Origin of the sequence: Nitrospirillum pindoramense (assembly GCF_007827955.1) — a bacterium.
Classification (GTDB): domain Bacteria; phylum Pseudomonadota; class Alphaproteobacteria; order Azospirillales; family Azospirillaceae; genus Nitrospirillum; species Nitrospirillum amazonense_B.
The window spans coordinates 454,802-469,802 of record NZ_VITR01000002.1; the positions used below are offsets into that span (position 1 = coordinate 454,802).

18 protein-coding genes are annotated in these 15,001 nt (G+C 65.6%); 5 read left to right on the forward strand and 13 right to left on the reverse strand.

What is annotated here, in order from left to right; all coding sequences use genetic code 11:
• Position 1 precedes the first annotated feature (1 nt).
• The 5 genes from proB to FBZ90_RS04720 all read right to left on the reverse strand — a co-directional run bounded on the left by proB (position 2) and on the right by FBZ90_RS04720 (position 4,138).
• Positions 2 to 1,189, reverse strand: coding sequence for a glutamate 5-kinase (gene proB, locus FBZ90_RS04700; RefSeq protein ID WP_145729857.1), 1,188 nt, complete (start codon positions 1,187 to 1,189; stop codon positions 2 to 4).
• Positions 1,190 to 1,192: 3 nt separating this feature from the next.
• Positions 1,193 to 2,275: a GTPase ObgE gene (obgE, locus tag FBZ90_RS04705; RefSeq protein ID WP_004272537.1), complete on the reverse strand. Its 1,083-nt coding sequence runs from the start codon at positions 2,273 to 2,275 to the stop codon at positions 1,193 to 1,195.
• A gap of 234 nt (positions 2,276 to 2,509) precedes the next feature.
• Positions 2,510 to 2,791: a 50S ribosomal protein L27 gene (gene rpmA, locus FBZ90_RS04710; protein WP_145729858.1), complete on the reverse strand. Its 282-nt coding sequence runs from the start codon at positions 2,789 to 2,791 to the stop codon at positions 2,510 to 2,512.
• 37 nt (positions 2,792 to 2,828) lie between these two features.
• Positions 2,829 to 3,146 carry a 50S ribosomal protein L21 gene (gene rplU / locus FBZ90_RS04715; protein WP_145729859.1) on the reverse strand — a complete coding sequence of 106 codons (318 nt, stop codon included), beginning with the start codon at positions 3,144 to 3,146 and terminating at the stop codon, positions 2,829 to 2,831.
• Positions 3,147 to 3,334: 188 nt separating this feature from the next.
• Positions 3,335 to 4,138, reverse strand: coding sequence for a class I SAM-dependent methyltransferase (locus FBZ90_RS04720; RefSeq protein WP_145729860.1), 804 nt, complete (start codon positions 4,136 to 4,138; stop codon positions 3,335 to 3,337).
• 159 nt (positions 4,139 to 4,297) lie between these two features.
• On the opposite strand from FBZ90_RS04720, the gene FBZ90_RS04725 reads away from it, so the two are divergent.
• Complete coding sequence (locus tag FBZ90_RS04725; protein ID WP_145729861.1) at positions 4,298 to 4,768, forward strand: DUF6491 family protein; 471 nt, start codon at positions 4,298 to 4,300, stop codon at positions 4,766 to 4,768.
• A gap of 4 nt (positions 4,769 to 4,772) precedes the next feature.
• On the opposite strand, the gene FBZ90_RS04730 is transcribed toward FBZ90_RS04725, so the two are convergent.
• The 4 genes from FBZ90_RS04730 to FBZ90_RS04745 form a co-directional block, all read right to left on the reverse strand.
• A complete protein-coding gene (locus FBZ90_RS04730) occupies positions 4,773 to 5,420 on the reverse strand; it encodes a trimeric intracellular cation channel family protein (RefSeq protein ID WP_145729862.1) in 648 nt (215 codons plus the stop codon).
• A 103-nt stretch (positions 5,421 to 5,523) separates the two neighbouring features.
• The gene (mhpT, locus tag FBZ90_RS04735) at positions 5,524 to 6,780 is read right to left on the reverse strand and encodes a 3-(3-hydroxy-phenyl)propionate transporter MhpT (protein ID WP_246130152.1); all 1,257 of its coding nucleotides are present in this window, start codon (positions 6,778 to 6,780) and stop codon (positions 5,524 to 5,526) included.
• Positions 6,781 to 6,861: 81 nt separating this feature from the next.
• Positions 6,862 to 7,356 (reverse strand): signal peptidase II, encoded by a 495-nt coding sequence (locus tag FBZ90_RS04740; RefSeq protein ID WP_145729863.1) that lies wholly within the window; start codon positions 7,354 to 7,356, stop codon positions 6,862 to 6,864.
• Positions 7,353 to 8,246 carry an AraC family transcriptional regulator gene (locus FBZ90_RS04745; protein ID WP_211101908.1) on the reverse strand — a complete coding sequence of 298 codons (894 nt, stop codon included), beginning with the start codon at positions 8,244 to 8,246 and terminating at the stop codon, positions 7,353 to 7,355. The genes FBZ90_RS04740 and FBZ90_RS04745 overlap by 4 nt, the downstream gene beginning before the upstream one ends.
• Before the next feature lie 91 nt (positions 8,247 to 8,337).
• Between FBZ90_RS04745 and FBZ90_RS04750 the strand changes: the two genes are divergently transcribed.
• Entirely contained in the window at positions 8,338 to 9,012 is a 675-nt protein-coding gene (locus tag FBZ90_RS04750; RefSeq protein ID WP_145729865.1) for a glutathione S-transferase family protein, read from the forward strand.
• Positions 9,013 to 9,057: 45 nt separating this feature from the next.
• Complete coding sequence (locus tag FBZ90_RS04755; protein WP_246130153.1) at positions 9,058 to 10,413, forward strand: M24 family metallopeptidase; 1,356 nt, start codon at positions 9,058 to 9,060, stop codon at positions 10,411 to 10,413.
• 105 nt (positions 10,414 to 10,518) lie between these two features.
• On the opposite strand, the gene FBZ90_RS04760 is transcribed toward FBZ90_RS04755, so the two are convergent.
• A complete protein-coding gene (locus FBZ90_RS04760) occupies positions 10,519 to 11,025 on the reverse strand; it encodes a DUF3280 domain-containing protein (RefSeq protein WP_186455603.1) in 507 nt (168 codons plus the stop codon).
• A 313-nt stretch (positions 11,026 to 11,338) separates the two neighbouring features.
• Here FBZ90_RS04760 and FBZ90_RS04765 point away from each other — a divergent pair, with 313 nt between their 5' ends.
• Positions 11,339 to 11,665, forward strand: coding sequence for a hypothetical protein (locus FBZ90_RS04765; protein WP_145729867.1), 327 nt, complete (start codon positions 11,339 to 11,341; stop codon positions 11,663 to 11,665).
• A 9-nt stretch (positions 11,666 to 11,674) separates the two neighbouring features.
• Positions 11,675 to 11,968, forward strand: a complete 294-nt coding sequence (locus FBZ90_RS04770; RefSeq protein WP_145729868.1) for a zinc ribbon domain-containing protein — start codon at positions 11,675 to 11,677, stop codon at positions 11,966 to 11,968.
• A gap of 291 nt (positions 11,969 to 12,259) precedes the next feature.
• Here FBZ90_RS04770 and FBZ90_RS04775 read toward each other — a convergent pair whose 3' ends face one another.
• The 3 genes from FBZ90_RS04775 to FBZ90_RS04785 all read right to left on the reverse strand — a co-directional run bounded on the left by FBZ90_RS04775 (position 12,260) and on the right by FBZ90_RS04785 (position 14,915).
• Complete coding sequence (locus FBZ90_RS04775; RefSeq protein ID WP_145729869.1) at positions 12,260 to 13,000, reverse strand: hypothetical protein; 741 nt, start codon at positions 12,998 to 13,000, stop codon at positions 12,260 to 12,262.
• 49 nt (positions 13,001 to 13,049) lie between these two features.
• On the reverse strand, positions 13,050 to 14,240 hold the full coding sequence (locus tag FBZ90_RS04780; protein WP_145729870.1) for an HNH endonuclease: 1,191 nt from the start codon (positions 14,238 to 14,240) through the stop codon (positions 13,050 to 13,052).
• Positions 14,241 to 14,330: 90 nt separating this feature from the next.
• A complete protein-coding gene (locus FBZ90_RS04785) occupies positions 14,331 to 14,915 on the reverse strand; it encodes a hypothetical protein (RefSeq protein WP_145729871.1) in 585 nt (194 codons plus the stop codon).
• Positions 14,916 to 15,001 lie beyond the last annotated feature (86 nt).

Here is a 15,001-nt window from a genome sequence, read left to right on the forward strand (position 1 = left end):
CTCACCCCAGCGCCAGGTCGTCCCGGTGGATCATCTCGTCCCGGCCGCGCCAGCCCAGGCTGGCTTCGATCTCGGCGCTGCGGCGGCCCTGGATGCGGCGGGCATCTTCGGCGGAATAGGCAACCAGGCCGCGGGCGATGACGCGGCCGGCCTGGGTGCGGACGGCCACCAGGTCGCCGCGCTGGAAATCCCCTTCGACCTCGCGCACGCCGGCGGGCAGCAGGCTGCCGCCCCGGGCCAGGGCCTGGGCCGCGCCCTCATCCACCACCAGGGTCCCCGCTGGCTTGAGTGACCCTGCAATCCAGCGTTTGCGCGCCGTGCCGGGGCCGGCCGACGGCAGGAACCAGGTGCACAGCGCCCCACCCTGCTCCGCCGTCTTCTCCAGCGCCGCCAGGGGGTTCATGCGCTTGCCCGAGACGATGGCCATGCGGCAGCCGGCGGCCACGGCGATGCGGGCGGCGGCGATCTTGGTGACCATGCCGCCGCTGCTGTAGCCGGCGGGAGGTTCCCCCGCCATGGCCTCGATCTCCGGCGTCACCTCGGTCACCACCGGCAGATGCTTGGCCGCCGGGTCCTTGCGCGGGTCGGCGGTGTAGAGGCCGTCGATGTCGGACATGAGGATCAGGGTGTCGGCGCTGATCATCTGCGCCACGCGGGCGGCCAGGCGGTCGTTGTCGCCAAAGCGAATCTCGGCGGTGGCCACGGTGTCGTTCTCGTTGATCACGGGAACGGCGCCCAGCTTCAGCAGGGTCTCGATGGTGGCGCGGCCGTTCAGGTGGCGGCGGCGGTCCTCGGTATCGTCCAGGGTCAGCAGCACCTGGGCCACGGTGATGTCGTGGCGGGCCAGGGTTTCCTGATAGGCGTGGGCCAGGCGGATCTGGCCGGTGGCGGCGGCGGCCTGCTTTTCCTCAAGCTTCAGCGGGCGGCCCACCAGGCCCAGATGCTCCCGCCCCACGGCCACGGCGCCGGAGGAAACGATGACCACGTCGACGCCCCGGCGGCGCAATGCGGCCACGTCATCGCACACGCTGTCCAGCCAGTCGCGGCGGATGCGGTGCGTCTCGCCATCCACCAGCAGGGCGGAGCCGATCTTGACGATCAGCCGTTTGGCGCCCAACACCGGCGGGACATCAAACACCGCCGCCGCACGGGTTGAGGAAATTTCCGTGCGGTCGGCGGCGTCGTTCATTTTCTAACGTGTCCCTTTGTCGGCCTGGGAGATGTCATCCAGGGGATTGTACCGCGCCTTGTATGCCTTGCTGCGCGCTTCCTCGCCATCCGCCAGACGCGCAGCCTTGATCTGCTCAAGAAGCGCATACAGCACGTCGGGCACATGCTCGCCGGTGGCGCCGGACAGCACCATGACCGGCTTCTTGGCCGAGCGGCGCAGCTTCAGCTTCTTTTCCGCCAGCTCTTCCTCGGTCAGGGCGTCGACCTTGTTCAGGGCCACGATCTCCGGCTTTTCCGCCAGGCCGCCACCATAGGCGCGCAGCTCGCGCCGGATGGTGCGGTAGGCCTTCTGCACATCCTCCTGCGTGCCGTCCACCAGGTGCAGCAGCACGCGCGTGCGCTCCACATGGCCCAGGAAGCGGTCGCCCAGGCCGTGGCCCTCGTGCGCGCCCTCGATCAGGCCGGGGATGTCGGCCACCACGAACTCCTCCTCACCCGCGCGCACGACGCCCAGGTTGGGCACCAGGGTGGTGAAGGGATAGTCGGCGATCTTGGGCCGGGCGCGGGACACGGCGGCCAGGAAGGTGGACTTGCCGGCGTTGGGCAGGCCGACCAGGCCGACGTCGGCGATCAGCTTCAGGCGCAGCCACACCCAGCGCTCCTCCCCCGGCCAGCCGGGGCCGGCCTTGGTGGGCGCGCGGTTGGTGGAGGTCTTGTAATGGGCGTTGCCGAAGCCACCGTCGCCGCCCTTCAGCAGCACGATGCGCTGGCCCACCTCCATCATGTCGGCCAGCACCGTCTCCTGGTCTTCGTCCAGGACCTGGGTGCCCACCGGCACCTTCAGCACCATGGGCTCACCGGCGGCGCCGGAGCGGTCGCGGCCCATGCCATGGCCACCGCGCTGCGCCTTGAAATGCTGCTTGTAGCGATAGTCGATCAGCGTGTTCAGGCCGTCCACGGCCTCGATCACGATGTCGCCGCCCCGCCCGCCGTTGCCACCGTCCGGCCCGCCGAACTCAATGAACTTCTCCCGCCGGAAGCCGACGCAGCCGGGGCCGCCGTCACCGCTCTTCAGGTAGATTTTGCACTGGTCCAGGAACTTCATGATGGGCGGGCCTTATGTCATGGCCTTTGAATTATCAAAGGCCCCCTCAAACGCCGGGCGGCCACATCCGTGGCCTTGGCTTCCTCGCTCCGCCCTTCGGTGCTCGCTCCGGCGGACGCGGTCGCGTCCTAGCAGGGGAGTGGGAGACTGGGCGGCACGCGGCAAATGCAAATCGGGGGAACGGTCACCCGTCCCCCCGATCAGAGTCAAAACACCTGATGCCGAAGCGGCAGGTTACTCGGCGGCGGCGGCCACCGGCTCCTGGGCCAGCTCGACGGACACGTAGGTGCGGCCCTGACGGCCGGTGTGGAACTTCACGGCGCCATCGGCGACCGCGAAAATGGTGTGGTCCTTGCCCAGGCCCACGTTGGCGCCGGGGTGGAACTTCGTGCCGCGCTGGCGGACGATGATGTTGCCGGAAACGACGGCTTCACCGCCGAAGGCCTTCACGCCCAGACGACGACCGGCGCTGTCACGACCGTTGCGGGAGCTACCGCCTGCCTTTTTATGTGCCATCTCGAAAACTCCTTAAATCTAGCGGGTCGGCTGCCGATCAGGCGCCGGCCTGGATGTCGGTGATGCGCAGGATCGTCAGGTCCTGACGATGGCCATTCTTGCGGCGGTAGTTCTGCCGGCGCTTCTTCTTGAAGATGATGATGTGCGGCGCATGGGCCTGGGCCACCACGGTGGCCGTCACGGCGGCGCCAGCCACCAGCGGGGTGCCGACGGTGGTGTTGCCGGCATCGCTGACCAGCAGGACCTCGTCCAGCTTCAGGGAGGCGCCGGCTTCACCCGCCAGCTTCTCAACCTTAATGACGTCGCCGGCCGCGACCTTGTACTGCTTACCGCCGGTGCGGATGACTGCGAACATTCTAGCCCACCACTGATCTGGCCGGGCCCAGCCGAGAGTGGCCAGCGCCCACGCAAAACGGAACGACGGGACCTAGCACAGGACCCGTTTCTAAGAGAGCGCGCACTATACAGGCGACCCGGCCCCTGTCAAGCACCCCCAATACGAGTCCGCGCGGAATCTCCGCGCCCGGCACCGTTGCGGGATTCTCAGGGCTCCGCGTCCGGGTCCATGCCGGTGCCGGAGGAAGCGATCAGCCGGGGCAGAAGCCGCCGTTCCGCCGCCAGGCCGGAGAAGGCCGGCTGCGCCACCGAGGGGGCCATGCGCCGCCGCGGCTCGACCACGCGGGTGGCGGTGGTGGCGTAAATCTGCTTGCTGGCCTCCACGATCTGGACGCCGGCGAAGGCCTTGAACCAGCGGGCCCCCAGGTTTTCCACCGCGCCCGCCGACGCCATGAAGAATCGGGAGGTCACGGGCGGCATGAACAGGGCCGACGTCTCCCGCTCCGGCACGAACAGGTTGGCGCGCAAGACGCGGCGCAACTGGCCGGAGGAAAAGGGCGACCCGTGGCCGAAAGGGGTGCGGTCGGTGCGGGCCCAGATGCCGCGCCGGTTGGGCACGACGGCGATCAGGCGCCCGCCCCCCGCCAGCACGCGCCAGATCTCCTGCATCATGGGCTTCAGGTGCTCGGTGAACTCCAGCCCATGGACCAGCAGCACGCGATCGACCGACATATTGGGGAACGGCAGTTCCGATTCTTCGCCCAGCGTCACCAGCCCCGGCCCTTCCGGCGGCCAGAAGACCACCCCCTGGGCGGCGGGCATGACGGCCATCACCCGCTCCGCCTCTGTCAGGAAGGGGCGCAGGAAGGGCGTGGCGTAGCCGATGCCCAGCACGCGCTGGCCGGTGACATCGGGCCACAGCTCCCGCAGGCGGCGGCGCACCAGGCGCCGGACCACCTGGCCCAGGCTGGTTTCATAGAATTCGCGCAGGTCGACGACATCGTTATACATCGGGCGGATGCTAGCATGGCGGGCGCGGGTTCGCCTATTAGGCCTGGAGCCCTAAAACCTATAACCATGCCGGCCGCCTCCCCTGCGACGCGGCCGCCGCTTGTGGCGGGGCGAATCGGCGCTTACCTTCCAGGGTGAACGCCTTGGGAGGCCCCCGCCATGTTCCGCTTCGCCCCCGCCTTGATCACCGCGACCCTTGCCGCCGGCCTGCTGGCCGGCTGCGCCGCCGACCCAGCCGCCGATAAGGGCGCCCCCGGAACCCAGACGGCCGACGCCGAGTCGCGGGACCGGGGCCAGATGTGCATCCCCGTGCGCACCATCCGCCGCACCCAGGTCATCGATGAAAGCACCATCCTGGTGGAGATGCAGGACCGCACCAAGTTCATCCGCATCAACCTGGCCGGCCGGTGCACAGGGCTGGGCTTCTACGGCTTCGCCTACGTTTCCCATAATGATGAGCTGTGCCGCACCGATCCCCTGACCCTGGTGGGCATGCCCGTGCCGCCCGTCTGCCTGATCGACAGCATGATCCCCATCGACAAGGCCGAGGCCGACGCCCTGAAGGCCAAGCCGAAGACGGACAAGCCGTCGGATACGGCGACGCCGGCGCCCAAGGTGGACGGCGACTGAAACGTCAGCCGGCCAGCCCCGCCGCCGTGGGCAGGGCCCAGTGGCGCCAGACGCTGACCATGCGCAGGACGAAGCAGGCGCCGCCCCCCATCAAGGCGGCATAGCGCGGGGCGACGCCCAGGCGGATGGCGGCGGTCATCACCGCGGCCCCCAGCAGGGCCGCCGTGGCATAGACATCGACCCGCAGGATGGCCGGCACCTGGGCCAGCAGCAGGTCGCGCAGGGTGCCGCCGCCCACCCCGGTGATGGTGCCCATCAGCACGGCGCTGAAGGGCGGTATGTGGCGGTTCAGCGCCTTTTCCGTGCCGGCCACGGCGAACAGCGACAGGCCGGCGGCGTCCAGCGTGGTCATCCACCCCAGAGGGCCCTGGCCCACCGGAATCTGGCCAACGATGGCGTGGCCGGCGAAAGTGGCGCCCCCGGCGGCGAAGGCCATGGCGGGATAGCGCCAGTCGCGCAGCGCCGTGGGCGGCGCCGCCCCGATCAGCAGGTCGCGCAGCACGCCGCCGCCCAGGGCAGTGGCGAAGGACAGGACCAGCACCCCGAACAGGTCCAGCCCACCCCGCAACGCCGCCATAGCGCCCTCGACCGCGAACAGCACGGTGCCGGCCATGTCCGCCACGGCCAGCACCATATCCGTCTTCCTGCCCATCCCTTCCCCAACAGCGCATCCCGATACCGGGCGGCAGGGTTACACCGTCGCGCGGCGGCTGGCGAGGGAATCGGCCGCCTGGGAAACGGTGGCCTGGGAAGCGTCAGGCCCGGCGCCGCAGCTGCCGGTGGATCAGCAGGACCGCCAGCAGCCCCCCCACCGCGACCAGGGGCACGAGGCTGAGCAGCAAACCCGAGGCCGATAACCCCGCCTGCACGAGGGCAGTGCCCAGCAACGGCCCGAAGATGGACCCCAGGCGCCCGGCGGCCACCGCCCCGCCCACGCCGGTGCCACGGATGGCGATGGGGTAGCATGCGGGGGCCGCGGCGTAGAGCGTGGCCTGGGTGGTCAGGATCATGGCGCCGGCACCCAGGCCCACCCCTATGGCCACCGTCAGGTTGGGCGGCATCAAGGCCAGCAGCACGAGGAAGAGAGCCAGGCCCAAAAAGACGGTGATGGCGAAACTGAAGCGCCGCGGGCCGTCCAGCAGAGGCCCGGTGATGCCGCAAGCGATGGCGCCCGAGATGTTCAGCACCAGTTGGATCAGCCCCGCCTGCGGCTTGCTGAACCCCCGGTCGGTCATCAGCAGGGGCAGCCAGCTGAGCAGCAGGTACAGCACCATCAGGGTGGCGAAGAAGGCCAGCCACAACAGCACCGTCTCCGCCGCGCGGCCGCCGCCGAACAGGATGGTGAGAACGCCGGGCCGCCCCTCCTTGTCCGCGGCCGCGGCCACGCGGAAGGCGCGCGACTCGGGCAGGGCCCAGATCAGCAGGGGCAGGACCAGCAGCGGCGCACCGCCGGCGGCATAGAAGATGGTGCGCCAACTGTCGAAGCCGCCGCTCATCGCGGCGAAGATGGCGATAAGGCTGACGATGGCACCGCCCAGCGGCATGCCGCCATACATCAGGGAAACGGCGCCACCGCTGCGTCCCGGCGGGCTGTTCTCCGCCGCCAGCGCCACCAGGTTGGGCAGCGTGCCCCCCAGCCCCAGGCCCGTGGCCAGGCGCATGAGGAACAGGGTGGTGAAGTCCGGCGACAAGGCGGTGGCGACCGTGAACAGGCCGAACAGGGCGACGGAGACAACCAGCACGGCCTTGCGCCCGAAATGGTCGGCCAGCCGCCCGCCCACCAACGCGCCCAGGAACAGGCCGATGGTGCCGGCGCTGAAGAAGATGCCCAACTGGCCCGGCGTCAGGTGCAGCGCCGGGGCCAGCTTCGGCGCCGCCACGCCGGCGGCCTGCAAATCCACCCCCTCCAGGATGGCGACCAGCAGGCACAGAAGCGTCGTTCGGTTCAACAGACCGCCGGCCGCCGCCATGGGGGCACCGGCGGGCGCGGGCACCGCGTCTTGGTTCAGCACGTTCCTCTCCCGTTTGTTCTTATGGGCGGGATTAAGGTGCGCGCGGAAACGATGGATGTCCAGAAAAGTTGCTGAACATAACTATACGCGGCGCATTCCGCCCCTGAACCCACCCGCCACGAACAGCGCCACCCCCGCCATCAGGCCCACATCGGCGATGTTGAAGATGCCGGTGCGCAAGGGGCCGATGCCCAGGTTCAGGAAATCGAACACCATGCCGTCCTGACGCAGACGGTCCAGCAGGTTGCCCAGGCCGCCGCCCAGGAAACTGCCGGCACCCAGCAGTTCCAGGCACCCGAGCGTCTTGGCCCGCAGGCTCCACACCAGCAGGGCCGCCAGGACCAGGGCCACGCCCACGGTGAAGACCAGGCCGCGCGCGTGGTCGTCCAGCCCGGCGCCCAGGCTGAGGAAGGCGCCGGGGTTGTTGACCGGCGTCACCAGGATGGCGCCGCCCAGCGCGGTCAGTTCCACCCCCGGCGTCAGCGCCTGTTTCAGCCAGGCCTTGGTCGCCTGGTCGGTGGCGAACCAGGCGAATGCCGCGGGCAGCAGCCAGCGCAGGCGGTCTTGCAGGGTCATGGGTGCTGTTTCCCTTCGACGATCTTCCGGGCGCAGGCCTCGCGGTAGGCGGAGGGGGACTGGCCGATGACCTGTTTGAAATCCTGGGTGAAGTGGGCGTGATCGAAATACCCCAGATCCTGGGCCAGTGTCGTCAGATCCAGCGCCGCGCCATCCTCGCCCCGCCCCTCTTGGCCGCCCCCCTCTTGGGCCAGCCGGTGCGCTGCCTCATGCAGGCGGGCGCGGCGGATGACCCATTTGGGCGTCATGCCCACCAGATCGGCGAACAGGCGCTGCAGCGTGCGCACGCCAAGGCCGGAGCGGGCGACCAGATCGTCCACCCGCAAAATCTCCCGGTCGGCCTCGATCAGCGCCACCAGGCGGTTGACCTCTTCCACCTGGGCGGGGGCCGCCCTCAACCTCAACCCCTGGCGCAGCAGGGGCTCGGCCACCGCCACCATGCCGGCGTCATCGTCGGCGGCCAGCACCGCCGCCTCCGCCGCCGCCGCGGTCGCCGGGGTCAGGTGGCCCAGCACGGCCTCCAGCGGCAGGACACGGTCGACCAGCGTGGTGAGGGGGGCATCCACCAAGGCGCGAAAGCCGGCGGGGCGGAAGCGGATGCCCAGCACCCGCCCGGCATCACGTAATTCATAGGCGAAGATGCCGTGCATGGGGCCGTAGACGGCGGAGCGGCCGCGCTCGAACACCAAATTCACGGCGGGATAGGGCAGCGTGCGCTGGACATAGGGCGGCTGCCCCGTCAGGTCCCAGGCCACCACCCAGTAATGCTCCACCACCGCCGCCAGATCGGGGGCCAGATCCGGAGACGGTTGGTAACGGCCCAGGCGGAAACGCTGCGCCGCCGCGCCGGGCGCCAGCACCCCCTTAGGCGCCGCCGTCACCGGATGCACGGGGCTTCCTTCCTGCTGTCGCGTTTTTCCAAGCCCACGGTGTCCCCCAAGACTATCGTTCCAGCCATCCCCTTCCCCGTGGAGAGCCGCCATGAAACTCTATTCCCTGGCCCTGTCGCCCTTCGCCGCCCGCGCCCGGGCCGCGATCTATGCCAAGGACCTGGCCGTCGACATCCTAACCCCGCCGGAAGACTGGCGCACCTCCCCCGCCTTCCGGGCGCTGAACCCCATGGTGCGGGTGCCCGTGCTGGTGCTGGACGACGGCCGGTCCATCCCGGAGTCGGGCGTGATCGTGGAGTATCTGGAGGATGCCTTCCCGGCCGTCCCCCTGCGCCCCGCCGACCCGGTGGACGGCGCGCGCGTGCGCCTGCTGACCGCCGTGGCCGACCATTATGTGATGCGGGAAACCTTCCCCCTGTTCGCCCTGTTCGACAGCAAGACCCCGGATGAGGGAGCCATCCAGGCGCAACTGGCCAAGCTGGACACGGGCCTGGGCCAGTTGAACGCCCTGCTGGCGGACGACGCGGCGCGCGGCCCCTTCGCCTTCGGCGGCCGGGTGACCACCGCCGACGCGTGGCTGACGCCCGTGCGTTACACGCTGGAGGGACTGATGCGCTTTTCCGGCCGCACCCACCTGCTGGACCGCCACGCCGCCGTGGCCGGCTACGCCCAGGGCTTGCGCGAAAGCCCCGCCCTGGCACGGGTGTGGGATGAGATGGAGGAAGGCCTGCGCGCCTACATGAAGGCCAGGGCCGCCGGCGGATAAACCACCCCGAACCGCCACCGCTGGGGAAAGGCGGGGAAAGGGCGGATGCGCTGTGATAGGACGGAGGGCGAACCGCCAGCCGCGCAAGGCTGGCGCGGAACCCTCCGGGACAGCGTCACCATGCTCAGCCGCCGCCACCTCCTCACCGCCGCAGCCGCCCTGCCCTTGTCGGTCCCGGCCATTACCGCCAGCACCATGGGGGCCATGGCCGCCACCGGCGGCGGCGACCTCGCCGCCCTGAAATCCCTGACCACCGGCGCCAAGCCCATCACGGTGGAAGAGCGGCAGGCCCGCATCGCCAAGCTGCAGGACCTGATGGCACGGCGCGGCATCGGCGCCTTCCTGGTCGAATCCGGGTCGAGCCTGGAGTATTTCACCGGCATCCGCTGGCACCGCTCTGAACGGACCACCGCCGCCCTGATCCCGGCCCAGGGGCCGGTCATCGTGGTGACCCCGGCGTTCGAGGAACCGTCGGTGCGCGAAACCCTGCAGGTGGGCGGCGACGTCCGTGCCTGGCAGGAGCATGAAAGCCCCTTCCAGCGCCTGGCCCAGGCGCTGAAGGACGGCGGCGTGGCGGCGGGGACGGTGGCGCGGACGGTGGCGGTGGAGCCCACCACCCGCTTTTTCATCATCGACGGCATCCGCCAGGTGACGCGGGATTATGACCTGGTGTCCGGCGACGATCTGGTGCGGGCCTGCCGCATGCACAAGTCGCCAGCGGAACTGGCCCTGATGCAGGTGGCCAACGCCGTGACGCTGGCGGCCCTGCGGTATGCCCACGCCCATGTGCGACCGGGCATGCGCGCCGCCGACATTGCCGCCCTGGTGGACACCGCCACGGCGGCCCTGGGCGGGCGGCCCGAATTTTCCCTGGTGCTGCTGAACGAGGCCAGCGCCTATCCCCACGGCTCCCTCCAGCCGGAGGTGGTGCGGGACGGCTCCACCGTGCTGCTCGACTGCGGCTGCGCCGTGCACGGTTACCAGTCCGACATTTCCCGCACCTGGGTCTTCGGCACCCCCAGCGCCCGCCAGCGCACGGTGTGGGACACGGTGAGGCGTGGGCAGGAGATCGCGCTGGAAACCGCCAAGCCGGGCATTCCGGTGGGTGACATCGACAAGGCGGTGCGCCGCTATTACGAGGGGGAAGGCTGGGGTCCCGGTTACCGCCTGCCCGGCCTGTCGCACCGCACCGGCCACGGCATCGGCCTGGACGGCCACGAATCCCCCTACCTGGTGCTGAGCGACGCCACACCGCTGGAGCCCGGCATGTGCTTCTCCGACGAGCCCGGGATCTACATCCCTGGTGAGTTCGGCATCCGGCTGGAGGATTGCTGGCACATGACGGAGACGGGACCCACGCTGTTCACCCCGCTGGCCACCTCCATCGACCAGCCGATCTGAACTTAGGCCGCGACCGCGGCCGCCGGAGATTTCTGGGGAGCGAAGCGGACTGGAAATCGAGGATAAGGCAAGGGCCCGGATGGGCCCGCCCGCCGATTGAGGGAACTACCGCCCCTCCTCAAACACATGCTCCTGGAGCAGGAACTTCAGTCCCCGATCCCAGGACTCGTCCGTATTGCCGCGGATGTCGACGCTGCCGCCTTTCAGCACCTGGCCGGTGGTGGCGTCGCGGATGCTGATGTTCAGGTTCAGGATTAGGTTGCTGACCTTCTGCACCCAGGCGAACACGGCCACGGTCGCCCCCGCCCGGGTGGCGATCTCCAGGGCGCAGGGCGGGCAATCGCGCGGGGCGGGCTTCGCCGCCAGCGTGGCCGCCCAGGGCGTCATGTCCACCAGGGCATAGCGCCCCGATTGCGCCAGCGCCGCCCGCAAGGCCACCCCCAGCCGCGCCACCCGTGCCGCCTCCTCCGCCGTGGTGTCGGCCGGTGAGCTGTTGACGAACTGCACGTCGAACACCGCCGTGGCAGGGCCCCCCGCCGGCGCGGCGCCGGCCCGGGCCGCCACCACCAGCAGCATCACCACCAACGCCAACCCCGCCACCACCCTGACCATGAGCATCCTCCCCTGCTGGGGGGACAGCATGGCGCGGATAAAGAGGGAAGGCAGGATGGACTTTGGATGGATAAGCCGGCTGGCGCTCCGGCCATCTGTCAAACCCTGTGGACCTGATTGTGGAGGGCAGTTCCCTGCCACTGGGACGATGCGCGCCGTCTTTTGCAAAATGATCGGACACACACCAAAAACGGGAATGTTCGTTGACTCTTCGTTCTGCCTATGTTCCGATATGTGCCGTGAACGCGCGCTCGTGCCAAGCACATAAGTTTCAGAAAATCACAATAAACGGGCCATGGAGGCATAGGGGAGAATGAATAAAAAGAAAGCCATAATCCTTGGCGGGCTGGCGACCATTGTCCTGATTGTCGCCGTCCTGTGCACACAGATAACAATATTCGTGATTCAGCCCATCGGCGCCATTCCTGATGGAAAAACCCTGATTATTTCCAGACTGAATAAAATGCAGTTCATTGATAGCGCTGATGCGATGTGTGACCGCGTTCAAGGCAGTGTCAGCCTGCTATGCCGCAGCATGCTGCTGGGCACCGTGGCCCAAAACGCGACTATCTACCTTCGCCTTCCCTACAGCAAGTGGCTATACACAGTTTCCACCGATGGCAAGGAATTCGACAGATAGGGTGTGAAAATGTTTCAAATATTCGCCATCGCCGCCTTGATTGGTGTCATTCCCGGCTACATCGCCCACAGTAAAGGTCGTTCATTTTTCCTGTGGTGGCTCTATGGCGCCGCATTCTTCATCATTGCCTTAATCCATGCCCTGCTGATCTCGCCGAACGTCGCGGAAGTCGAGCAGCGGCAACTGGATAATGGAATGAAAAAATGCCCGCACTGCGCCGAGCTGATAAAGGCAGACGCCAATATTTGCCGTTATTGCGGGCGTGATCAGCATAGTGAAACCGCCGACGCCACACCCGCCTAATCCGGGTATCCGCCGCCGATCCGCCAGGCAGCGTCGTGCCGCCCCTAAACGGCCATAGCGACCCGGGAGAGTCTATTAACCCAATTTTCTGGAAGAGATTGCCGTGAGTTGCGGCGCGCATTGCAAGGGCAACGGGGCGCCTTCCGGCATCTCACGTTGCTCTATAAGGGAATGGCGGAGAGGGTGGGAGAAGTTCCCATTTTCCGCCAAGCCCCGGAAACCTTAGGGTTTGCACGCTGCTGTGGCCCGGAACCGGGTAGGTTCTGTACCAAAAGTCTGTACCACGGAGTCTTATAGCTCCATAGGAGGCGGGGAAAAACATTCCGAATTTGGATACCAAGAGCGAACACCTTCCCGCGCCTGTTCAATCTGCTCTAGTGTCCTCTTTCGTACCAGTTTATCGAAAACATCACGGCCACGAAATTCAGGCTCTGCGTTGATAATAGGCCTAGAAAGCTCAAGAGCAGTAAGTAGAACATCAACCACCGGCTGGACGTTTTTCATCGAAACATGCTCTGTCGGAGAGGGAACATACATAGTTTGAGATACATCTTTTGGCTTCTTTTCCAAGGCCTCTGTCATGGCTTTTGCTTCTAGAATTCTAGCATAGAAGCTAACAGTTGCCTCTGGGTGAATGAGAAGCCCTATTCTGTCAGCAACCGCAGTATAGACAGTAGGATCAATCGGAATACTTTTCGTTATGTAAGAAGCCTGATTCGTCGGAAGCAATGTTCTTGCCTTAGCTATCTGATTGCAAATCTCCAGTGCACCAATGACGTACTTAACATACACTGCGACCTCAATGTTGATGGCGCGGGTCACCCTCCTCGCCTCCTCCTTCCTCTGACTTGAAACGGCAAGGCTGACAGCGTAAATCGCGCCTCCCGCTCCGACCAAACCGCCAATTAACCCGCCCAATGCCCCTGCAATCTCACCAGCCTTTGAGCAAAGCAAGGCGTCGAAGAAAACAATAATTATCGGGATTAACACGACGGCGAGAATGATAGGCCAGACCCATGAGCGAAATTTCATGACCCACTCCCCAAATTAGGCCGCACCTTCTCGCGAAGGCGAGTAAATTCTATAGCCATTTATCCTTGGAACGCTTATCTGAAAGCAGTGCGGTTATCTTTCTCTTCTCCTTTCCATGATGCATCAACCTGTGATGGGTCGGGCATACCGCAGCTGTATTTTCAAGAGTATCCGGCCCACCAGCCGCTAACGGAATTAAGTGGTGAACTTCAATGAAATACTCTCCCGCAGAGGTCTCAAACCTCTCGCTAGTGCAGCCATCCACCTCACATCTGAAACCAGCAAGCCGCTTGCGCAACAACGCGACAATGGCGTCACGTTCATAAGTCGCGGCCCTCTGCGAACGGCGCTGAGGCGCTAAATTCCGGGGCCGGTGCGAGTAATGCGCCAATAACCATTCCGTCGACTTTTCGCTTAAACGACGCTCTTCCGTCTCCAGCGACGGATATGATGTTTCCGCTCCTTCGCTGATGCCATCCCATAGGCGACCTCGCTCGGCGCTCAGTCGACGGACGTCAATCTCCTGCCGTTCTGCATCATAGAACTCATCCCAGGTTACCTGATCGAGCTTGGAAGCCCCTTCAAATCCGGTTCTTCCGTCACGGGGATCAAGCGCCCGCAAGTTCATCAGCTTATTATAGACACCCGTCGGAGCACGGCCGATCTTTTGGGCCAATTGCTCGACTTCTGATCCTGCGATTTTGGAAATCGGCTTCCCTTGAAGCTGTTCATAGAGGTGCATGGCCGCGATAATTTCATCTCGGCCCCAGTCGCTACCGGTTTTTCGCCACATGGCACCAAGACGCTGTTCCTCAGCCGGCATGAGAGGAAATGGCGTTCCTTGGTTCGGATTCCGCATGATCAACATGCTCCTGAGCACACTGTCATCCTTCATCCAGTCCCGCTTCAGAATTTCCTTACGCGACGCAATCCGCTTCAGCCGAATTTTCACTCGCATCGCTAGTTCAGCTTCAGCCTCTCCCCGCCAAAGTAAGGCGCTGGCCGCATCATCGGGCTGGACTGCGGGCCAATCCATAATGGTCCCCTCGGCAATAATCCCCGCCAAGTCCTTTTCCTTCCCTTGGGACCTCCATATGTAGGCTGCATCCCCAGGGGCAATCTCACTGGCATATCGACCAACGCCCCAAACAATTACGCCATCGCTCTGCGCCAGGTACTTTTCCATGTCAAAGAGAGTGGGATTCCCCTGGAAAATCCATGCGTTCACGGCGCGTCTCACCTACAAATATCTATTTCCCCCTACCATTAGCATCCATTGAGCTCGGTAGTGACCATGGCTGGGCAGGCTCTATCCGAGCACTTTGGCATGCTATTGCCAAGTTAGATCGCCGACCTCGAACCGCCAGGACCGGTTTCCATCCTGGTACATGGGCAACTCGATCAAGACACTCTTTGATCGGCTCAGTTCCTTCAGGAACTTCGGGTACTCCCCAATGAAAACGATCTCCGTTGTGCCATCGCTTGGCCGCCGCGCCGAAAACGACATGGCAGGCCGATCATCAAAACGGACCTCGATGTAGCAATCCTCGTAGCTGAGGCAGAGGATCTGCCCCCTATCGAGGGTAATGTAGGCACTTTTCCCGAAGCGCGGATGTTTTCTCAAGGTCAGGACGGCGCCAACATTTGGCCCATACGGCCAATGGAGATCCTCCACATTGGCGCTCACCGTCCTCGCCAGCTTGACTTCCTTACTCGTCATGCCGTCGCCTTCGGAGGAATAGGACCAGCCCAGAGCAGGACGAGGTGGTGGATGAGGGTGCAGCGCCTCCGCAGTTCGGAGAGCAACCTGTAAGGCGTCCTCCTGTGCCGTCTCTGGATGACGGGGGACGAAACAAAGCCCAATGAGACCGACGATCAGAAGCAGAATGATGGAGATGCCAACAGCCCAGACCATCGGCCCTGACCCAATCGCCCTCTTTGCCCCGCAGTTCGGACATATGAGCACCTCGCCTTTGGCGACATGCCCGCATTCGCGACAAG